18 protein-coding genes and 1 pseudogene are annotated in these 19,861 nt (G+C 54.7%); 9 read left to right on the plus strand and 10 right to left on the minus strand.

The window, feature by feature from the left end; all coding sequences use genetic code 11:
- Window positions 1–138: 138 nt before the first annotated feature.
- Window positions 139–1,362: a hypothetical protein gene (locus Q0N43_RS03945; RefSeq protein WP_295442838.1), complete on the plus strand. Its 1,224-nt coding sequence runs from the start codon at window positions 139–141 to the stop codon at window positions 1,360–1,362.
- An 87-nt stretch (window positions 1,363–1,449) separates the two neighbouring features.
- Here the strand turns inward: Q0N43_RS03945 and Q0N43_RS03950 are convergent, their stop codons facing one another.
- Complete coding sequence (locus Q0N43_RS03950) at window positions 1,450–2,736, minus strand: citrate synthase (protein ID WP_295442841.1); 1,287 nt, start codon at window positions 2,734–2,736, stop codon at window positions 1,450–1,452.
- Window positions 2,737–3,420: 684 nt separating this feature from the next.
- Between Q0N43_RS03950 and Q0N43_RS03955 the strand changes: the two genes are divergently transcribed.
- On the plus strand, window positions 3,421–3,648 hold the full coding sequence (locus Q0N43_RS03955) for a hypothetical protein (RefSeq protein WP_295442843.1): 228 nt from the start codon (window positions 3,421–3,423) through the stop codon (window positions 3,646–3,648).
- Window positions 3,649–3,748: 100 nt separating this feature from the next.
- A pseudogene (locus Q0N43_RS03960) lies at window positions 3,749–5,104 on the plus strand (ComEC/Rec2 family competence protein).
- On the opposite strand, the gene lexA reads toward Q0N43_RS03960, so the two are convergent.
- The 8 genes from lexA to Q0N43_RS04000 form a co-directional block, all read right to left on the minus strand.
- Window positions 5,098–5,781: a transcriptional repressor LexA gene (gene lexA, locus Q0N43_RS03965; RefSeq protein WP_295442847.1), complete on the minus strand. Its 684-nt coding sequence runs from the start codon at window positions 5,779–5,781 to the stop codon at window positions 5,098–5,100. The pseudogene Q0N43_RS03960 and the gene lexA sit on opposite strands and share 7 nt — an antisense overlap.
- Before the next feature lie 90 nt (window positions 5,782–5,871).
- On the minus strand, window positions 5,872–7,065 hold the full coding sequence (locus Q0N43_RS03970) for a molybdopterin molybdotransferase MoeA (RefSeq protein ID WP_295442850.1): 1,194 nt from the start codon (window positions 7,063–7,065) through the stop codon (window positions 5,872–5,874).
- A complete protein-coding gene (gene moaC, locus Q0N43_RS03975) occupies window positions 7,062–7,529 on the minus strand; it encodes a cyclic pyranopterin monophosphate synthase MoaC (RefSeq protein ID WP_295442853.1) in 468 nt (155 codons plus the stop codon). The genes Q0N43_RS03970 and moaC overlap by 4 nt, the downstream gene beginning before the upstream one ends.
- Window positions 7,522–8,304 carry an indole-3-glycerol phosphate synthase TrpC gene (gene trpC, locus Q0N43_RS03980; protein ID WP_295442856.1) on the minus strand — a complete coding sequence of 261 codons (783 nt, stop codon included), beginning with the start codon at window positions 8,302–8,304 and terminating at the stop codon, window positions 7,522–7,524. Before trpC ends, moaC begins: the two co-directional genes overlap by 8 nt.
- Window positions 8,304–9,299 (minus strand): anthranilate phosphoribosyltransferase, encoded by a 996-nt coding sequence (gene trpD / locus Q0N43_RS03985; protein WP_295442858.1) that lies wholly within the window; start codon window positions 9,297–9,299, stop codon window positions 8,304–8,306. The genes trpC and trpD overlap by 1 nt, the downstream gene beginning before the upstream one ends.
- On the minus strand, window positions 9,296–9,895 hold the full coding sequence (locus Q0N43_RS03990) for an aminodeoxychorismate/anthranilate synthase component II (RefSeq protein ID WP_295442860.1): 600 nt from the start codon (window positions 9,893–9,895) through the stop codon (window positions 9,296–9,298). The genes trpD and Q0N43_RS03990 overlap by 4 nt, the downstream gene beginning before the upstream one ends.
- Window positions 9,896–9,936: 41 nt before the next feature.
- Entirely contained in the window at window positions 9,937–11,412 is a 1,476-nt protein-coding gene (locus Q0N43_RS03995) for a chorismate-binding protein (RefSeq protein WP_295442862.1), read from the minus strand.
- Entirely contained in the window at window positions 11,399–13,339 is a 1,941-nt protein-coding gene (locus Q0N43_RS04000) for a peptidylprolyl isomerase (RefSeq protein ID WP_295442865.1), read from the minus strand. Before Q0N43_RS04000 ends, Q0N43_RS03995 begins: the two co-directional genes overlap by 14 nt.
- Window positions 13,340–13,494: 155 nt before the next feature.
- On the opposite strand from Q0N43_RS04000, the gene tpiA reads away from it, so the two are divergent.
- The 3 genes from tpiA (at window position 13,495) to Q0N43_RS04015 (ending at window position 16,420) form a co-directional block, all read left to right on the plus strand.
- Window positions 13,495–14,241: a triose-phosphate isomerase gene (gene tpiA / locus Q0N43_RS04005; RefSeq protein WP_295442867.1), complete on the plus strand. Its 747-nt coding sequence runs from the start codon at window positions 13,495–13,497 to the stop codon at window positions 14,239–14,241.
- Window positions 14,242–14,320: 79 nt separating this feature from the next.
- Window positions 14,321–14,686 carry a preprotein translocase subunit SecG gene (gene secG / locus Q0N43_RS04010; RefSeq protein WP_295442870.1) on the plus strand — a complete coding sequence of 122 codons (366 nt, stop codon included), beginning with the start codon at window positions 14,321–14,323 and terminating at the stop codon, window positions 14,684–14,686.
- 99 nt (window positions 14,687–14,785) lie between these two features.
- Window positions 14,786–16,420: a CTP synthase gene (locus tag Q0N43_RS04015; RefSeq protein ID WP_295442873.1), complete on the plus strand. Its 1,635-nt coding sequence runs from the start codon at window positions 14,786–14,788 to the stop codon at window positions 16,418–16,420.
- 52 nt (window positions 16,421–16,472) lie between these two features.
- Here the strand turns inward: Q0N43_RS04015 and Q0N43_RS04020 are convergent, their stop codons facing one another.
- Window positions 16,473–16,958, minus strand: coding sequence for an Hsp20 family protein (locus tag Q0N43_RS04020; RefSeq protein ID WP_295442875.1), 486 nt, complete (start codon window positions 16,956–16,958; stop codon window positions 16,473–16,475).
- Between the two features lie 466 nt (window positions 16,959–17,424).
- On the opposite strand from Q0N43_RS04020, the gene Q0N43_RS04025 reads away from it, so the two are divergent.
- From Q0N43_RS04025 to Q0N43_RS04035, 3 genes are read left to right on the plus strand one after another with little or no spacing between them, the layout of a single operon-like run.
- A complete protein-coding gene (locus Q0N43_RS04025) occupies window positions 17,425–18,675 on the plus strand; it encodes a lipoprotein-releasing ABC transporter permease subunit (protein WP_295443025.1) in 1,251 nt (416 codons plus the stop codon).
- Entirely contained in the window at window positions 18,668–19,351 is a 684-nt protein-coding gene (locus Q0N43_RS04030; protein WP_295442878.1) for an ABC transporter ATP-binding protein, read from the plus strand. The genes Q0N43_RS04025 and Q0N43_RS04030 overlap by 8 nt, the downstream gene beginning before the upstream one ends.
- 3 nt (window positions 19,352–19,354) lie before the next feature.
- Window positions 19,355–19,843 carry a glutathione peroxidase gene (locus Q0N43_RS04035; RefSeq protein ID WP_295442881.1) on the plus strand — a complete coding sequence of 163 codons (489 nt, stop codon included), beginning with the start codon at window positions 19,355–19,357 and terminating at the stop codon, window positions 19,841–19,843.
- Window positions 19,844–19,861: the final 18 nt, after the last annotated feature.

Consider the following 19,861-nt stretch of genomic DNA (forward strand, 5'->3'; position numbering starts at 1 on the left):
AAACGGCTTAGGATTAAGGCGTATTTGGCCCTGATCATGGAAAAATGATTAGCGCAATTGAGTGCTTTAGCGTTCATATCTCGGCAGGTACCTCATATTTCTGTTGGCAAAACGGCCTTAACGTTCATATCTGCCAAAATGCCTCTCGTTCGAAATCCGAATTTCCCGACAATCGCTTTGCTTTGCGTCGTCTGCGATAATGACAGTGGACCTGATTCGGCCACCATATCCGGGCGTCCGGACTTGGCAGGCCTATCCTTGGTTGAATATCAGATAACGACGTTAGCGCGTGCCGGTATTCAAAGGTTCCTGATTGAAGTCGAAAATGTCGACGGTTCGTTAATCGCGCTGGCCGACCGTTGCGCTTCGCGAAAACTGACGGTCGATTTTGTCCAAACGGGCGCGGATATCATGCGTTACATGGACGCCGACGATCGCATATGGGTGCAATCCGGACAGTTATATGTGCAATTAGGACTCGTTGAAACACTTCTCAAATCTCCCGACAATTTCATCGCAACAATTGATGGCCGGGACGAAAATCGGGCGTTTGAACGTATTGATTTAAACACGCGGTGGGTTGGTGTCTCGGTTGTTGGATATGAAGCTATCGCGATGCTGCGTGACCTGCCCGAAGACTGGAGCATTATATCATCCCTGCTGCGGCAGGCGTTGCTGGCGAAAATTCCCTTCCGCCCGCTGTCTCAACAGCATGTTCATAATGGCACGCTGACCATCCTAACGGGCGCGCAGGATTTTTCGCAGCTCAATCGCCAGATACTGCGGCGACGGGTTGCCAGCAGGGCAGGGTATATTGAGGCACAGTTGTTCGGGCCAATCCTTGCCCGTCTTGTTCCGCTTATCTGGCAAAGCCCAACAGCGGTAACCGCGACTAAATTCGCCGCCCCTGTCATTGCTTTAGCGGCACTTGCTTTAGGGCTTGGAAATCTAGCCACAGCAGCAACTGTCGCGGCATTTCTATCCATCGCGGCAAACGCTTTAAGTCTGGCGGTGACAGATGATGCAGATGGCAGTGATCACATACAAAGCCTGTCAGTTGTCACTTGGACGCTGATCATACTGGCGATGTTCGGTAGCGCGTATGTTGCGACATCTTATCATAACAACGGCTTATTTGGCGCGTTTGCAGTGGCAACGCTCGCCTATCTTACCCATAAAATGGTGTTGCCTGGCTGGGCCAAGCAGCTGTTGCATTCACCTGCTGCTTTGGCCTCACTTGCTATAATTGGGGCCGTGACCATTGGAATAACGGCTATACTACAATGGATTATGGTATTGCAGCTTAGCATCCTGATGATCGCAAGCATGATGCGTGACGCTGAAGGAAAAAAATCAAACTAAGCATAAAGCCGCGTTAACCCACAATCTCTAAAGCCTTGGCGGCTTAAGGCAGAGGCGCAATTTTTACCTTGCGCCTTCCACGATGATTCAGCGCGCGTCTAAACTTGAGTAAGGACGGTGATTTGGTCCGGTATACAACTGACGCGGGCGGCCAATTTTCTGCGCCGGATCCGAAATCATTTCATTCCACTGGGCAACCCAGCCAACCGTGCGCGCCAGTGCGAATAATACGGTGAACATATCGGTCGGGAAACCGATAGCCGAAAGCACTATCCCGGAATAAAAGTCCACGTTCGGGAACAGCTTCTTCTCAACGAAATAGGGGTCATTCAACGCCATTTCTTCGAGTTGCAGCGCAACGTCAAAAATTGGATCGGTCACTTTTAGTTCGGTAAGAAGCTCACGTACCGTTCTCTGCATGACGGTCGCACGCGGGTCATAATTTTTGTAAACCCGATGGCCAAAGCCCATCAAGCGGAACGGGTCATTCTTGTCCTTTGCCCGTTCAATATAATGCGGGATGCGGTCAGGCGTGCCGATTTCGCGCAGCATGTTCAATGCAGCCTCGTTCGCGCCGCCATGGGCTGGGCCCCAGAGGCAGGCGATACCGGCCGCCATACAGGCGAAGGGATTCGCGCCTGATGATCCGGCCAAGCGCACAGTTGATGTAGATGCGTTTTGTTCGTGGTCGGCATGGAGGATAAATATCCGGTCCAACGCGCGTTCAATCACAGGGTTCACAACATATTTTTCCGCTGGAACACCAAAGGTCATGCGCAGGAAATTGCCCGTGTAGGACAAGTTGTTGTCGGGATAGACAAAAGGCTGCCCTAAGGAGTATTTGTACGCCATGGCCGCGATTGTCGGCATTTTGGCGATCAAACGGTGGCTTGAAATCATTCGGTGTGTTGGGTCGCTAATATCGGTGGAGTCATGGTAAAACGCCGATAGCGCGCCAACTACGCCGCACATGATGGCCATGGGGTGTGCATCGCGGCGGAAACCACGGTAAAAAGTTGCCAATTGCTCATGCAGCATCGTGTGCCGCGAAATCGTGTAACTAAATTTGTCTAATTGCGCCTTGTTGGGGAGTTCGCCGTTCAACAGCAGATAGGACACTTCCATGAAGCTCGACTGTTCGGACAGCTCTTCAATGGAGTAACCCCTATGCAAAAGAATGCCCTTGTCACCATCAATAAAGGTCAGCGCAGACTCGCAGCTTGCCGTTGATGTAAAGCCAGGGTCAAAGGTGAAATGGTCCGATGCCCCATAAAGCTTGCGGATATCGATCACATCAGGGCCTTCTGAACCCTTCATGATGGGCAAGTCATAGCTGGTTTCGCCAACGGTGAGCGTTGCGTTGTTATCGGCCATTTTCAAACTCCATATCTACTAAGCTATTTACCGGGTTGCCCTTTTAAAAAGGCATGTGTTTCAATGACACGGGACGCAAGAGACGCCCGTGACGACATTCTAAGACCCTTCAAGTGCCAATATTTCGTGGGGAGAATATGGTTATGTCGTTGCGTAGCCCCATGATAGGAAATTACATGGGCGTCAAGGCAAACAATGGATTGCGCTTCGCGGATGAATTGCGCTTTCGTTTTTTGGTGCTAAATAGCTGGGGTAGAAACGAAATATGGCAATTCGGTTGCGGACGGAAACGTGCGGTTCGGTGCGCCAATACCGCTGTTTGCGGTTCTCGAAAACTGGCTTGACCGCGAACGCGACCAATTACCCTTATGGCTGCCCGTTGGTATCGGATTCGGTGTCGCTTTTTGGCAGTTCTGCTTGGGCCGGATTGGCAATGTCATGCGCTTCCTTATTGTTTTTTGGGTATTTGGCGCCCCCATATAGCCGGTTGCGGCAAATGGCGCGGATGGCTGCTATTGAGATATTGCTGGTTTTTTCCTGATTGCCTTTCGGTCAACAACCGTTGCCCAGCCAGTTTTAGGCAAAATATGGACAGGCGAGTTTTACGGGCGGGTTGAAGCGGTTGAAAATACCTCCGCGCGCAATGTCTATCGGCTGCGGCTCGCCACTGGCCGTAGTTCCGACTTGCCGCGATTTGTCCGCGTCAACCTGTCACCGGAACAATATGACGACGCGTTCCAACCTGGCGCGATAATTCGCCTGTGCGCGCGCCTGCTGCCGCCTGCTGGGCCAACCTTGCCCGGCGGGCATGGTTTCAACAGATTGGCGCGACCGGAACGGCTTTGGGCGATGTCCGGCTGTATCAAAAAGCAGACAGCAGGGCATGGTTCGCGACGCAGCGTGCAGCGCTGACAAAGCATATACTGGATCAATGCCCCTTGGCAACGGTGCCATAGGCGCGGCGCTGGGCACCGGTGATCAGGGGCATATCAGCCCCGCCGATGCACAAGCCATGCGGGACAGTGGTTTGGCGCACCTTCTATCGATTAGCGGGCTGCATGTGACTGCGGTAGTCGGATTCATTTTCATCGCGGTCAGCCGCCTTTTATCGTTGTCTTCATGGCTTGCATTGCGGATTTCTATACCCATCGTTGCCGCAGCAACGGCGGCTTTAGCTGCGCTGGCGTATACGTTGTTAACGGGGGCCGAAGTACCAACGGTTCGATCGTTCATTGCCGCAGCTCTCATTTTGATTGCGCTGGCGTTAGGGCGCGGGGCTCACGCTGCGACTGGTGGCATTTGGTGCATTAATCGTGCTGATATTCTGGCCCGAGGCCATATCTAAGCCGAGTTTTCAACTCAGCTTTGCGGCAGTTGCGACCATCGTCGTCCTGCATGATCTGCCGTTCATACGGCGGCTGACCGAAAGGCGCGACGAAAGCTTGGCGCGCAAGGCGGTGCGGGCGGTCGGGTCGCTCATCCTGACCGGCGTCGCCATTGAGCTTGTCCTTACCCCATCGCCCTGTTTCATTTCCACAAGGCAGGGCTTTATGGTACCTTGGCCAATGTGGCGGCGATCCCGATGGCAACGTTCATCATCATGCCGTTGGAGGCATTAGCGCTGATTTTTGACGTGATTGGCTTGGGGCAGCCATTTTGGTGGCTGGCAGGGAAGGGCATCGCCGCGATTCTGGCGCTTGCCTATTCCGTCAGTGGCCTGCCCGGCGCGGTCACTATGGTCCCTGCAATACCCACATGGGCCTTTGCAACTTTCGTCGCTGGAGCGTTGATATTTGGCTTGCTGACAACAGGCGTCCGCTATTTTGGTGTTCCGCTATGCGCGATTGGAATTATCGCAATGGCCATGGCGCCACGCCCGGATATTCTGGTGACGGGAGATGGCAAGCATCTGGCCTTGGTCAGCGCAGACGGAGAAGTCGCGTTACTGCGCGGTAGGGCAGGTGATTTTGTACGCGGGATGATTTTTGAAAAAGCTGGAAGCTTTGCAAACGCAACGCCGATTGATGACTGGCCCGGCGTCCAATGCACGTTCGACAATTGCGTGATTACTGTGAAGTGGGCAGAGCGTTCTTGGACATTACTCGCCACCAGAACACGCACCCCCATAGCGTCCATGGAAATGGCCTCAGCGTGCAAACGCGTTGACATCGTATTGAGCGACCGATGGTTGCCGCAGTCATGCCGCCCAAAATGGATAAAGGCCGACCGCCGATTACTTGAACAAAGCGGCGGTCTGGCCTTTTATCTGGATGCACAACGCGTGGTTACCGCGCATGAGGGCAACCGCCATATGCCTTGGGTGCAGGCTGCCAATGCCGCGCGTGCGGCACACGCATCAGATCAATGATATCGGCGTAACAGCCCGGCCAGCTTACCCTGAACCTCAACCTCGTGTGGCGCATAATATTGCGGCTCATAACTGCCATTGGCGGGATCAAGACGGATTTGCTGACCTTCACGGCGCAGATATTTCAAAGTTGCTTCCTCGCCGCGCACCAAAGCCACCACAATTTCGCCATCGCGCGCCGTGTTTGCCTTACGGATCAGCGCGTAATCACCATCCAATATCCCCGCCTCAATCATCGAGTCACCGGACACCTCAAGCGCATAATGCTCACCTGCACCCAACAATGCCATCGGCACCGACAATGAATTCTGACCTTCAAGTGCCTCAATCGGCACACCAGCCGCGATCTTACCGTGGAAGGGAATTTCCATGACATCATTGGCGGCAACAGGAATCTGAATTTGCGGTTTGGTTTCCTTCACAGGCGCAAAACGGGCCACATTGTTACTGCCCAGATTCCCGCCTTCGGGCAATTTCATTACTTCAAGCGCGCGCGCACGGTTGGCCAATCGCCGAATAAAGCCGCGTTCCTCCAACGCGCCAATCAAACGGTGCACCCCGGATTTACTCTTCAGATCAAGCGCCTCTTTCATTTCCTCAAACGAAGGGGAAATGCCGCTTTCATCCAATCGTTGGTTAATGAATATAAGCAATTCGTGCTGTTTTGCCGTGAGCATATTCAGGGCTCCATCCTATTGAACATGAATGGAACGATTAGAGAACAAAAGCGGTTAAGTCAAGCACAACATACATATTGTGCCCAGATTTTACGACAGGCGCATATATTGAACCATGGTGCCTTTTGCGCGTGGCGGAACATGGGGTTGTTGCACGAGCAGCGCATTGGCTTGGGACAGAGTGCGCGTCAGGCCGCTGTCCTGCGATAGAAACGGGGCGATATGACCCCCTTCGACCGTTGCGCGCAAATATTCGGCGCGGTCTCCTCCTGATGGCAAGTCGGTCGCGGTCGCCGCTGCATACAATGCGGGCAGGGGCGCTGCGCACCCCGCCATGTGGCGGATTAGCGGCAAGAGGAACAGAAATGCGGTGACGAACGCGGAGGACGGATTGCCGGGTAAACCAAGCACCACCGCGTTCCCAACTTTGCCGGCCATAAGCGGTTTTCCCGGACGCATCGCAACTTTCCAGAAATCCATCTGCGCGCCGATATTCAACAACGCGCTTTGCACGAGATCATGGTCGCCAACCGACGCGCCGCCGGTGGTGACGATGACATCCACTTGTTTGGAAAGCGCCGAAAGGCTGGTCTCAAGCGCCGTCAAATCATCGCGCAATATCCCTGCGTCCAACACATCGCAGGGCAGGCCAGCCAGCATGGCTTGCAACATCGGGCTGTTGGAGCATGGGATTTGCGCTGGGCCAGCGGCGGACCCGGCGGGAACCAATTCGTCGCCAGTTGCGGCAATTGCAATACGCGGGACGCCGCCCACGGCGACCCTGCCATGCCCCGCCATCGCGGCGACGGCTATTGCCCCTGCGTCCAAATAGGTGCCCTTGGGCAGGACTTCGTCACCAGCGCGAAAATCACCGCCAAGGCGGCGGATATTGGCCCCGCTTATAGGCATGCGGTCGACTATCGCGCGCAAACTATCGCCATCGCGCGCGGCGTTTTCTTGTATGAGGACGCAATCGGCATTTTGGGGCACATAAGCGCCGGTAAAAATGCGGACCGCCTCGCCACGTTTTAAGTCGCCTGCAAAAGGATGCCCCGCCGCGCTTTCGCCGATCACGCGCCATGGGCCAGGAAACCCGTCAACCGCGATGGCATAGCCGTCCATCGCCGACAGATCGGCCGCAGGTTGCGTGCGCATGGCCATTAAAGGCGCGTGCAGATAATGCCGCACAGCCTGCATAAGGTCTCGTTCAACAGGGGGCAAAGGAGAGGCCAAAGGAGAGGCCAAAGCCAGCAATCTGGCTTGCGCTTCGTCCACCGAAATCATGCGCGATAGTCGCCCGATTTGCCGCCTGTTTTGGAGAGTAAGCGGACGTCGGAAATAATCATCGATTTGTCGAGCGCCTTGGCCATGTCATAAAGGGTCAGCAAGGTGATGCTAACCGCGGTTAATGCCTCCATCTCCACGCCAGTCGGCCCGTTTAACCGCACCCGCGCTTCAACGCGAATGGCGGTGGCCTCATATTCAAACTCGACATTTATCTTGGACAACATCAAAGGGTGACACAAAGGAATGAGGTCGCTTGTCTTTTTCGCCGCCATTATGCCAGCGATGCGCGCCGTGCCCAACACATCGCCTTTTTTCATATTGCCCGCGCGTATGACCGCCAGCGCTTCGGCAGACATGGATAGCCGGCCCTCGGCAACCGCCTCGCGCGCGGTATCTGCCTTGGCCGACACATCGACCATATGCGCGCCGCCATCGGCGTTCAAATGGGTAAGATCAGCCATGACCCGACAAAAGCCTCTGCGTTGCTGCCTGAATATCATCTTGCCGCATCAGGCTCTCCCCCACCAAGAAGGTGTTAATTCCGGCCTCTGCCATGCGCAGGCAGTCGGCATACGTCGATATACCGCTTTCGCAGACGAGCAACACGTCATCGGGCACCAATTTCGCTAGACGCTCCGTTGTGGCCAAATCCACCTCAAAGGTTTTCAAATTGCGGTTGTTCACGCCGACCAGCCTGGATTTCAGATGTTTGAGCGCGCGCTCCAGCTCGGCCTCGTCATGGACCTCAACAAGCACATCCATGTTTTCTTGGCCTGCGGCATCCTCGATTTCCGTCATCACGATATCATCCAGCGCCGCCACGATAATCAATATCGCATCGCCGCCCATCGCGCGTGCTTCTGCGCATTGCCAAGGGTCAACCATGAAATCCTTACGGATCACAGGCAAATCACATGCGCTGCGCGCCGCGATCAGATAATCCTCATGCCCCTGAAAATAAGGCGCGTCGGTCAGCACGGATAAGCAGGCAGCACCGCCCGCCTGATAAGCCGCAGCATGCGCCGCCGGATTGAAATCCGCACGGATCAGGCCTTTGGACGGACTGGCTTTCTTGATCTCCGCAATGAGCGCGACCCCGGTCTGGCTTTTGGCCCGCAACGCCGCTTCAAACCCGCGCAGGGCAGACGGCTTTGACCAATGCGTCAGGCCCAGAAGCTTACGCGCCGAAACTTCTACACGCTTCGTCGCGCAAATTTCTGCAAGCTTGTCCGCCATCAATATGCCACCCAACAATTCAGCAATGCATTGGCAAGGCCCTTATCGATGGCCTCCGCTGCTTCTTCCACACCCTCCGGCATATTTTCGACAACGCCAGCGACTATCAAGGCTGCTGCCGCGTTAAATAACACAGCGTCGCGATAGGCGCTATGTTCGCCCTGAAGCAATTTGCGTAATGCCAGCGCATTATGCGCCGCATCGCCGCCACGGATCGCTTTGACGGGATGAACCGGCAGGCCAGCGTCAGCCGCATTTATGCGTTGGAAGCGGATACCGTCGGCGTCCACCACGGCGACTGCGTTGCCACCGGCAAGGCTCAATTCATCCAAACCTTCGTCGCCTGAAATGATCCGCGCATGTTCGGTGCCCAAATGATGCAACGCCTCTGCATAAACGGGTACAAAGGCAGGGCGCGCGATGCCGATAAGCTGCCGCTTAACGCGCGCCGGGTTGGCCAATGGGCCCATCAGGTTGAAAATCGTACGTTGGCCAATGCGTTGGCGGATAGGCTGAATACGCTTCATCGCGGGATGGTGGTTGGCGGCGAACAGGAAGCAGATGCCCAAGTCCTTAAGCGTTTCTTCCGCCTTCTGTCCGGCGCGCTCCATGTTGAGGCCAAGCGCCTCCAGCGTGTCCGCAGCACCAGCCAAGGACGATGCTGCCCGGTTGCCATGCTTGGCGACAGGCACTTCGCAGGCGGCAACGACGAGCGATACGGCGGTGGAGACATTCAATGTATGATGCCCGTCACCACCCGTGCCACACACGTCTATCGCTCCGTCTGGCGCATCTATGGGGATCAATCGGTCACGCATTGCCTGCGCCGCAGCCGCGATTTCCACCATCGTCTCGCCGCGCGCGGTTAGCGCAATCAGAAAGGCTTCTATCTCGTCCTCTGACGCGCGGGCGTCCAATATATCGGCAAAGGCCTGTGCCGCCTCGTCATGGTCGAACAGATGTTGCGGGTCAGGCAAGGTGCCAAAAGGGTTCACGGGTTTTCTCTCTGGGCTTTGTCCGTGACATCCACACCAGCAATACGCATGAAATTGGCCAACATTGCGTGGCCGTGCTCCGTCGCGATGCTTTCAGGGTGAAACTGCACGCCGTGAATGGGCAGAGTCGCGTGACGAAAGCCCATGACATGGCCATCATCGCTTGTGGCATTCACGATCAAATCGGATGGCACATTTTCGACAATCAACGAATGATAACGCGTTGCCTGAAACGGGGAGGGTAATCCTGCGAACAGGCCGCTATTGTCATGCGTAACGGGTGAAGTTTTGCCATGCATTAACCCGCCGCGCGCAACGGTCCCGCCAAAATGCTGCCCAATCGTTTGGTGACCAAGGCACACGCCAAGCAGTGGCTTGCCCGCTTCGGCACATGCGGCAACGAGATCAAGGCTCACGCCCGCTTCGTTCGGCGTTTTTGGCCCTGGAGAAATCAGGAACGCTTGCGCGCCCGATGACAATGCCTGACCCGCCGAAATGTCGTCATTGCGAACAACCTCAACCTGCGCCCCAAGCTCCATCAGATAATGGACAAGGTTCCAGGTAAAGCTGTCATAATTGTCGATGACTAAAATCATGCGGCGTCCCTAGCGGCTTTCCCGCGTGGGTGGAAGAGGCACTATTGCCCAAATTTCGCTTCACCCGCCACACGAATAGCCTCGCGCGCAGCGGCGATCAGGGCGCCTGCCTTTGCCTCACATTCGCGTTGTTCATATTCGGGGTTGCTGTCGGCAACGATGCCAGCGCCCGCCTGCACATGCATGATGCCGTCTTTCAACACCGCCGTGCGCAGGACAATACAGCTGTCCATGTCGCCATTGGGTGAGAAATAGCCGACACCGCCTGCATAGGCACCTCGGGTTTCCGGCTCCAGTTCCGCGATGATTTCGCATGCCCGGACCTTGGGTGCACCCGAAACTGTGCCTGCTGGAAAGCCAGCGAATAAGGCATCAATCGCGTCCTTATCATCGGCAAGTTCGCCCACCACGTTCGACACAATGTGCATCACATGGCTGTAAAATTCGACCATATAACTGTCGGTAACGGTCACGCTTCCGCCCTTTGTCACGCGACCAACATCGTTGCGCCCAAGGTCGAGAAGCATGAGATGTTCTGCGCGCTCCTTGGGATCGGCCAGCAAGGAGGCCTTGTTTTCCGCATCTTCAAGGCTGCTTTTACCGCGCGGCCGTGTTCCAGCAATTGGCCGGATCGTAACTTCCCCGCCGCGCGCGCGCACCAAAATTTCCGGGCTTGACCCGATAAGTGCAAAACCCGGCAGGTCGATAAAATACAGAAACGGGGAAGGGTTGATCCGCCGCAATGCGCGATAGAGATGGACGGGCGGTAAAACAAACGGCGCGGTGAACCGCTGCGCCAATACGACCTGAAAAATGTCGCCCGCCTCTATAAACTCTTTGGCAGAAGCTACCATTTCGGCATAGCGTCCAGAGGGCAAGACCGTCTGCAGCTTTAGCTCTTGCCCATCGCTCTGTGCCGTCGGTTCCGCTTTGGCGAGATGTCCGGCATCAAGCAGCCGTTCCGCCTCATCCAAACGTTCATGGGCCAGGGCAACGGCTTGCGCGTCCTTTATGCCTGACCAGACAGGCGATACCAGAAACATTTCGTCCTTCAAACGGTCAAACAACAGAATGACCGTTGGCCGCACAAACAGCATGTCCGGTATTTCCAACGCCGATTGCGGTGCGCGCGGCAGCTTCTCGACAAGACCAATGGTCTCATAGCCAAAATAGCCGACAAGACAGGCAAGGGCAGGTGGCAATTCTTCAGGGACATCCATGCGACATTGCGCGGCCAAGTCGCGTAAGGCATCAAGCGACGGCAGCAAGGAGGGCACAAACGCCTCCCGATCGGTCATCCATTGGCTGTTAATCTCTGCCTTGTTCCCCGCGGCGCGGAATACAAGGTCAGGTGCGATGCCAATAAGGCTATGACGACCCCGCGTTTCGCCGCCCTCAACCGACTCCAAAATGAAATCGCCGCGTTCTGCCTCGAACAATTTTAGCGCAGCCGACACCGGTGTTTCGGTGTCAGCAATACGCTTTCGCCAGATGAGCTGCGGCTTAGTTTCCGTCACGGTTTGTCAGGCGGGTGCGGAGTTCTTCGATTCCGCCTTCATTCTTTTCAGTACCGGCATTTTTTGCGGCAGATACGATCATCTGCGCTGCATATTCTTGCTGCAATATGCCCGACAGTTCTTGTTTGCGCGCCATAAGCATGGGTGCATCGCCGCGCGCGTCGCCCTTTTTAATGTTATTAAGTTGCACAACAAACCAACCGCGATCCCCAACTGCCGCGAGGATTTTTGCCGTGCCCTTTTTCATTGCGAACATCATCGACAATGGTGGGGGCACAGGTTGACCTTCGAGTGATATGTCCGCGCGGGTGCCGCTGAGCCTCTCAACTTGTGCACCCTTAATAGCTGCGGCGACAAGCGCCGTTTGAAGCGGTTGCCCAGCGTCTAAGGCCTTGCGCAAAGCATCCGCAGCAGCGCGTGCGCCCTTTGCGCCTTCCGACAACGCCCATTGTTGCTGCACGATGCTGCGTACGTCATTCAATGGCGGCGGCGCAGCTTCTTCAAAATCGGCAACGCTAACCATGGCGAATTTCTGGCCGGGGACCAACTCAATCAATTGCGCCGCGCCATTGGTTTCCATCTGGAATGCCGCAGGCAACATGGCCTGCATTTCCGGGATTGGCTTATAGGATGGATTGCTGATGTCCTGCCCGGTCGCAAGTAACTTTGGCGAGGTATTGATGGTTAAACCGTTTTGCTTTGCGACATCGGAAATCGTTGCGCCGTCCGCAAACGCGTCTTCGATCTCTGCTGTCATCTCGGTCAGCATTTCTTCGCTGCGCGTTTTCAGCAGCTCCTTCTCAATGTCGGCGCGCGCGGCGGCCAGAGACTTTGCCGCAATATTATTGATTGCATCGACGCGGATAACAGTCCAGCCCAACTTACCACGCGCAGGGGTCGCAACGCTGCCAGATGCCGCGGCGAATGCCGCGTTGGCCACTGCGGCCGTTGTGGAGCGCGTCAGGCTGTCTTTAGTGGCATTTGCCGTTGTCGTTACCGATAGTCCCAGTTCATTGGCAACTGCCGATAGCGATTTACCGATAGAAACTTGCGCCAGTACGGATTTTGCAGCCGCCTCCGTTGGGACGATGACTTGGCTGATATTCCGCGTTTGTGATGCCGCAAACTGCGCAGCATTTGCTTTATAAAAAGCGGCAATGTCTGCTTCGCTCGGCTTGGCGCGTTGCGCAATGATGTCGGGTCCAAATATCGCGTAGCTAATAGCCCGTTTTTCAGGGATGGTGAACTTTACGGCGTTGGCACTGTAGAACTTGGCCAACACAGCCTCGCTTGGCGCGCGTGTTGGCAAAAATGCAGTGGCCGGGATGGACGCAATCTGTCCGGCACGTTGTTCCAGTATCAACGACGCATAGGGTAAAGTCATGCCGTCCGGCGCGGCGGGGCCGTTGGCGGCTACGGGTAGTATCTGCTGTGCGAACAGATTTTGAGTCAAATCGTCGCGGATTGCCTTTTCACTGATGCCAATTTGCTTTGCAAAGGCGCGAAACGCGTCGGCGCTGAATTTTCCGTCTAATCCCATGGCACCCGGAATCTTGCGTATTTCGGAATCTACCAGACGTTTGCTAACCGCCACGCCGTATTTTTCACCAAAAACCGTGATTGCGTAGCGATTAATCAGCTGTGCAAGCGTGGAATCGAGACCGCCGCCATCGACAAATTGGGCCATATCAAGCGTTGGATTGTTCTGGCGCTCCGTCCTCAACTGGTTTTCAAGGGAGTCATTCAGCTCACTTAAGGTGATGTTCTTGTCGCCTACGCGGGCTACGTTACCGCCGCTTAGTGCACCAAAATTGCTTGAACCGCTCATATCGCCAAGCGCAAAGGCAATGGCGATTAATCCAATGAATATAAGCGCGAAAATCGCGCCGAATTTTGAATTAATGAGCGAACGGATGGAGCTAATCATGAACTGCTATTTCCTGCATATACGGCGCTAAATGCCCTTTGCGTGACGCTTTAGGCGGCAAGCCGCTGGCAATCAAGGGATAGACTTGCCCAAATGGCGGAAAGCATGGATAGCACAAAAAAAGATTCGGGGCCCATGAAGCTTTGAGGTGTCAGATGCGTAAGTATATCGTCGGGAATTGGAAAATGAACGGCACGTCCAATGATCTCGGCGAAATAGTAGCAATTGGTGCCTTGGCGCAGCTTCATAATAATGTGGATTCGGCTTTATGTATTCCGGCCACGCTTATCGAACGTGCCGTCACCGCCGTTGGCGCGTTTCCAATTGGCGGCCAGGATTGCCACATGCAAGCTTCAGGGGCGCATACCGGCTGCGTTTCTGGCGAGATGTTATCGGATGCAGGCTCTGTGCTGACCATCATTGGCCATAGCGAACGTCGCGCCGCGCAGCAGGAACAGGACAGTGATATCCGCGCCAAGGCCGAGGCTGCCAACGCTGCTGGCTTGAAAGCCATATTGTGCGTCGGCGAAACGCTTGAGGAACGCGAAGCTGGCAAGGCGTTAGAAATCGTCCTAGCCCAAGTTACGCAGTCGTTACCTGACGCCGCAGCAGGCGGATGGCTTTGCGTTGCGTATGAACCTGTATGGGCCATTGGAACGGGCCGGGTGGCCGAACCAGCCGATGTTACAGAGATGCATGCCGCCATTCGCCGTGCTTTGGTGGAGCGCTTTGGCGCGGAAGGTCAGAAGATCCGTATTCTATATGGTGGTTCCATGAACGGCGACAATGCTGCGGTACTTTTGGCATTGCCAAATGTCGACGGTGGATTGATTGGCGGGGCAAGCCTGACCGCAGCCCAATTCCAACCGATATTGGCCGCAGCCCAAGCCATCGGCAAATAGCATTGAAGAATAGGGATGCGCTCGCTATGTGGGCGCAGTAATCATTAGCACACTGCTTTTTATATTCGGAATTTCTCTTATGGGTGTTTTTCATTTTCTCATCGTCGTTCAGGGCATTATTGCGGCATCGCTCGTTGGCATTATCTTGATGCAGCGTTCCGAAGGCGGCGGCTTGGGCATGGGGGGAAGCCCATCGGGCCTGATGTCAGCCCGTGGCGCAGCAGATTTTTTGACGCGCACAACCACGATATTGGCGACCTTGTTCGTCCTGCTGTCGATATCCTTGGCCTTTGTCGCTGCGAAAGAGGGCAAAAGCGGAGAAATCGACAGTAGCTTGCAACGGACCGAAGTGCCGGCAGCGCCAACCGCGCCAGTCACGAATGCGCCGGTTTCTGCGACGCCTGCCGTCCCTGCGCCTGCTACCGAAGTTCCGCTCGACAAATAATCGTTTCGGTCGAAAAAACCGTTTTACACAGGTTAATTTTCATCTGCCGGATTCGCGCGCTTGTGTTTTGGTGCAAAGGTAGCTTAAACCTTTCCTCCCATGACACGGTTCATTTTTATCACCGGTGGCGTGGTCTCCTCGCTTGGCAAAGGTCTTATGGCGGCATCGCTTGCTGCCCTATTGCAGGCGCGCGGGTATCGCGTCCGCATCCGGAAGTTCGACCCTTATCTGAATGTCGATCCAGGCACGATGTCGCCATATCAACATGGCGAAGTCTATGTGACGGATGACGGGGCGGAGACCGATCTCGACCTTGGTCATTATGAACGCTTCACCGGCGTTTCGGCGCGTCAGTCGGACAACATCACTTCGGGCCGGATTTATCAGACGATTATCCAAAAAGAACGCCGCGGTGATTATCTTGGCGCAACTGTGCAGGTCATCCCGCACGTTACCGACGCCATTAAAGAATTCGCGAAGGCCGAGACACAGGATATGGATTTCGTGTTGTGCGAAATCGGCGGCACCGTTGGCGATATCGAATCGCTTCCGTTTATTGAGGCTATTCGCCAGTTGCGCAATGAGCTGGGCCGCGAACGCACCTTGTCCGTGCATGTGACATTAGTGCCGTATATTGCCGCAGCAGGTGAGCTTAAAACAAAGCCGACACAGCATAGCGTGCGGGAATTGACATCCTTAGGTATTCAGCCCGATGTGTTGCTGTGCCGCTGCGAACATCCGCTGCCAGAGGCAGAGCGTGCCAAGATTGCGGCATTTTGTAACGTGCGCAAAGAGGCGGTTATTCCTGCACTTGACGCCAAAAGCATTTATGCTGTGCCCCTGCAATATCATATCGAAGGACTTGATAATGAAGTGCTTCGGGCATTTGGCCTTGAATCGGAAGGCGAGCCTGATCTAAGCCGTTGGGACGATATCATCGACCGGCAATCCAACCCCGAAGGCGAAGTGACCATCGGCGTTGTCGGCAAATATGTTGGCCTTGCTGACGCGTATAAGTCTCTCAACGAAGCTTTAACGCATGGCGGCCTCTCCAACCGGGTGAAGGTCAACATCAAATGGATTGACGCCGAATTGTTCGAGCAATCCGAAGATGAAATTGCTACGGCGCTTGAGCCCATGAACGCCATTTTGGTCCCGGGCGGATTTGGGGAGCGCGGCTCCGAAGGGAAAATTGCGGCAGTTAAATTCGCGCGTGAACGTCAGGTGCCATTTTTCGGTATCTGCCTCGGGATGCAAATGGCGTGTATCGAGGGCGCACGGAACACCGCAGGGCTGTCGGGCGCATCCAGCACGGAATTTGGTCCCACAAAAGAACCCATCGTTGGCATCATCACCGAATGGATGAGCCAAGAGGGTATTCAAAAGCGCGAAACGGGTGGCGATATGGGCGGCACGATGCGGCTTGGCGCTTATGATGCCGTGCTGGATGGCAATAGCCATGTTGCGTCGATTTACGGCACGCAGGAAATATCCGAACGGCATCGGCACCGTTACGAAGTGAACGTCCATTATAAGGACGCTCTGGAGCAGGGCGGTTTGGTGTTTAGCGGCATGTCACCCGATGGCGAACTGCCTGAGATTGTCGAGCGTCCCGACCATCCATGGTTTATCGGCGTGCAGTTCCACCCGGAATTGAAATCACGCCCATTTGCGCCGCATCCCTTGTTCGCCAGCTTTGTGAAGGCTGCATTGAAACAGAGCCGCTTAGTATAATTGGTAAAAGGCGAATTTGGGGCGGTCCGTTTCTACGTCCCGCCCCAAACGCTTAAGCGGCGCGCGGCCCCTTTTTCTTGGGCGCGTCATCATGTTCAATGACCGTTGGCGTTGTTTTTGCGCCAATCGCAATTTTGCGGGGTTTCAACGCTTCGGGCACTTCACGTAATAGGGTGATAATCAAAAGACCGTCGGCCATGTCGGCATCGATCACATGAATGTGATCGGCCAATTGAAACCGGCGTTCAAAGTTCCGGGTTGCAATGCCCATATGCAGAAAATCCCGATTATCGTTGCTTTCGCTCTGCTTGCTGCCAGTCACAATCAACAAATTCTGCTGCGCAATTATGTCGATCTCATCGATCTTAAATCCGGCAACGGCGACGGTGATTTTATAGTCATTCTCACCCGTGCGTTCAATATTGAACGGTGGGTAATTCTCATTTTGCGCGGCACGGCCCGTGGTTTCGAGCAGCTCGAAAAGGCGGTCAAAGCCAACGGTGCTGCGGCGATAGGGTGTAAAATCAAAACGCGTCATTACAAATTCTCCTTCAAGCAATTTGGTTCTTCGCTAACCCCGCTATTGCAGCGGCCAGCATTCTCGTTTTGGAGCCCTGCGGCCTCCGCTGTGGAAGATGGGTTGTGTCCAAAAAATTGCAAGGCCAAAAAATCATGGCAAAACATCGTCCGCAACATTGACCACAGCAAAAAAAGGCCGCCCGGATTTTCCGAACGGCCTTGCTCTGCGGCTTTGCTAGCGCTTAGCTTCAGTCCTCTACCGGTCCCCACCGGCGGGTCTGATTTTTCTCCCTGAACCATCGGCCATATTGGACTTTCGACGAATTCTATGACTTCATCTGCCTTTGCTATGTGCTTTGCAAATGGAACCACACTCTGCCTAACGCTTTTCTTCAATGCTGTTGCGCTGCTGCAACAATACTTGCCAGTCGTCATGACGGAACCTAAGAACAGTCTATGCCGAAATTATGGATGAATGGCCGCACATGATATTGTCGCGATATGAACGCATGGTCGCACGCCGCTATCTGCTTCCGGGTAAGGGCGAGGGCTTTATCTTTTTAGTCGCCAGCATCAGCCTGGTTGCGGTTGCCTTGGGTGTTGCGGCGTTGATTATTGTCATGAGCGTCATGAACGGTTTTCGGGCCGAATTATTTGATAAGATCGTTGGCCTCAATGGCCATGCCGTCATTCAGGGCTATGGCGGTCGCTTGCAAGATTGGCATCAAATCCTTAACGACGTGAAGCAGACCGACGGCGTTACCGAAGCAACGCCGTTGATAGAGCAACCTTTGCTGACGACCTTCAATGGCCGGGTTGAGGCGATTTTGGCGCGCGGCATGTCCGTGAATGATATCCTGAAAAACGACACGTTGAACGGAAAGACTGTCGCTGGCGATTTACGCCGGCTAAACGTCAATGAAGACAAGGTTGCGATTGGTTCGCGGCTTGCCCAAAATCTTGGGGTTCAGGTCGGGCAGAATGTCACGATTATCAATCCAGCCGGTCGCACCACGCCATTTGGCACCGTACCGCGTGAGATATCCTATGAGGTAGCCGCGATCTTTGAGGTCGGCGTGTATGATTATGATAAGGCGTTTGTTATCATGCCCATCGAGCGCGCCCAAATACTGATGTTGATGGGTGATGAAATCGGCATGATCGAGATTAAGACCGAAAACCCGGACAAAGTGAACGAGATACTCATGCCCTTATTGCCTAAGCTTGAGAATAAGGGGCAGATTGTCGATTGGAAAAGCATGAATGCGTCCTTGTTTGAGGCTTTGGCGGTCGAGCGTGTCGCGATGTTTGTCGTGCTGTCGATCATCGTGTTGGTTGCGGTGTTCAACATCTTGTCGTCACTCATCATGCTGGTGCGCGCCAAAACCCGCGACATTGCCATATTGCGCACCATGGGCGCGTCGCGAAAATCGCTGCTGAAGATTTTCATGACGGTCGGCTTGCTGATTGGTGCATCCGGAATTGTATTGGGCATGATATTGGGCGCGATATTCCTTTATTTCCGGCAATCGGTCGTGAACTTCATTCAATTTGTCACTGGACAAAATTTGTGGGACCCATCGATCCGGTTCCTGACCGAGCTGCCGTCGCGCACTGACCCGTTTGAAGTGCTGGCGATTTGCGGGCTGGCGTTGCTGTTCAGCTTCCTTGCAACCTTGTACCCGGCGCTAAAGGCGGCAAGTACGGACCCAGTTCAGGTGCTGCGTTATGAATAATATCTTAGAACTCATCGATGTTCGCCGCAAATTTGTGCAAGGCGATGTCACCATCGAAGTCTTGCGCGGTGTCGATCTTGTTGTTGGGAAAGGCGAGCTGGTGGCGTTGCTTGGCCCATCGGGATCCGGCAAATCGACCATGCTTCAGGCTGTGGGCTTATTGGAAGGCGGATTTTCTGGATCCATCAAATTGGATGGTGAAGAAGTGAGCGCGGCGAGTGTTGACCGCCAGACAGAGATACGCCGACAAAAACTGGGCTTTGTATATCAGTTTCACCATTTGCTCCCGGATTTTGACGCATTGGAAAACGTGATTTTGCCGCAGTTGATTGCGGATGCCGCGCCCGATGTTGCGCATGATCGCGCGACCTATTTGTTGACGCAGTTGGGGCTGGCCGAACGCCTTTACCATCGGCCGTCAAAGCTGTCGGGTGGCGAGCAACAACGTGTTGCGGTGGCGCGGGCATTGGCGAACCGGCCAAAGCTGGTGTTGGCCGATGAACCAACCGGTAATTTGGACGAGCATACGGCCAATATCGTGCTTGGTGAATTTATGGCGCTGGTCCGCGAAGAAGGATCATCAGCCATCGTTGCCACACATAACGAACGGTTGGCAGCCAAGATGGACAGGGTCGTGCGTCTGCATGATGGTAAATTGAACGCAGAAAGGGGATAGTTGATGTCAGTATATGATTTTACGGTAAAGATGCCCGGCGGCGGAGTCGAGGCCATGGGCACGCATCAGGGCAAGGTGTTGCTGGTGGTGAACACCGCCTCCAAATGCGGTTTCACGCCCCAGTATAAGGGCCTAGAAGCGCTCTATCGCCGATATAAGGACCAAGGTCTCGAAATACTTGCTTTCCCGTGTAACCAGTTCGGCGCGCAGGAGCCTGGCGACGCACAAGAAATCCAGAATTTTTGTTCGCTGACTTATGATGTGTCCTTTCCATTGGCGGCGAAAATCGATGTCAACGGAACCGATGAAGACCCGCTGTGGCATTATCTGAAGCAGCAGCAGGCTGGCCTGTTGGGTTCACGCGGTATCAAATGGAACTTCACCAAATTCCTTGTTGATCGCAAGGGGAATGTCGTCGCCCGCCATAGCCCGCAGGTCAAACCAGAGGCGCTAGCAAAAGACATCGAAAAATTGCTCGCCGGGGCAGCCTGATTGTCCACAGCTTAGCCG

It is taken from the genome of Sphingorhabdus sp. EL138 (genome assembly GCF_945882965.1).
GTDB lineage: Bacteria > Pseudomonadota > Alphaproteobacteria > Sphingomonadales > Sphingomonadaceae > Sphingorhabdus_B.

Excerpts from the sequence above, each read along its gene's own strand:
- lexA (WP_295442847.1), bottom strand. The coding sequence starts at position 5,781 with ATGCTCACGGCAAAACAGCACGAATTGCTTATATTCATTAACCAACGA.
- moaC (WP_295442853.1), bottom strand. The coding sequence starts at position 7,529 with ATGGCTGATCTTACCCATTTGAACGCCGATGGCGGCGCGCATATGGTC.
- Q0N43_RS03990 (WP_295442860.1), bottom strand. The coding sequence starts at position 9,895 with ATGATTTTAGTCATCGACAATTATGACAGCTTTACCTGGAACCTTGTC.
- Q0N43_RS04030 (WP_295442878.1), top strand. The coding sequence starts at position 18,668 with ATGAATAATATCTTAGAACTCATCGATGTTCGCCGCAAATTTGTGCAA.
- Q0N43_RS04015 (WP_295442873.1), top strand. The coding sequence starts at position 14,786 with ATGACACGGTTCATTTTTATCACCGGTGGCGTGGTCTCCTCGCTTGGC.
- Q0N43_RS03970 (WP_295442850.1), bottom strand. The coding sequence starts at position 7,065 with ATGATTTCGGTGGACGAAGCGCAAGCCAGATTGCTGGCTTTGGCCTCT.
- tpiA (WP_295442867.1), top strand. The coding sequence starts at position 13,495 with ATGCGTAAGTATATCGTCGGGAATTGGAAAATGAACGGCACGTCCAAT.
- Q0N43_RS04020 (WP_295442875.1), bottom strand. The coding sequence starts at position 16,958 with ATGACGCGTTTTGATTTTACACCCTATCGCCGCAGCACCGTTGGCTTT.
- Q0N43_RS03950 (WP_295442841.1), bottom strand. The coding sequence starts at position 2,736 with ATGGCCGATAACAACGCAACGCTCACCGTTGGCGAAACCAGCTATGAC.
- Q0N43_RS03945 (WP_295442838.1), top strand. The coding sequence starts at position 139 with ATGCCTCTCGTTCGAAATCCGAATTTCCCGACAATCGCTTTGCTTTGC.
- trpC (WP_295442856.1), bottom strand. The coding sequence starts at position 8,304 with ATGGCGGACAAGCTTGCAGAAATTTGCGCGACGAAGCGTGTAGAAGTT.
- secG (WP_295442870.1), top strand. The coding sequence starts at position 14,321 with ATGGGTGTTTTTCATTTTCTCATCGTCGTTCAGGGCATTATTGCGGCA.
- Q0N43_RS04025 (WP_295443025.1), top strand. The coding sequence starts at position 17,425 with ATGATATTGTCGCGATATGAACGCATGGTCGCACGCCGCTATCTGCTT.
- Q0N43_RS04000 (WP_295442865.1), bottom strand. The coding sequence starts at position 13,339 with ATGATTAGCTCCATCCGTTCGCTCATTAATTCAAAATTCGGCGCGATT.
- Q0N43_RS04035 (WP_295442881.1), top strand. The coding sequence starts at position 19,355 with ATGTCAGTATATGATTTTACGGTAAAGATGCCCGGCGGCGGAGTCGAG.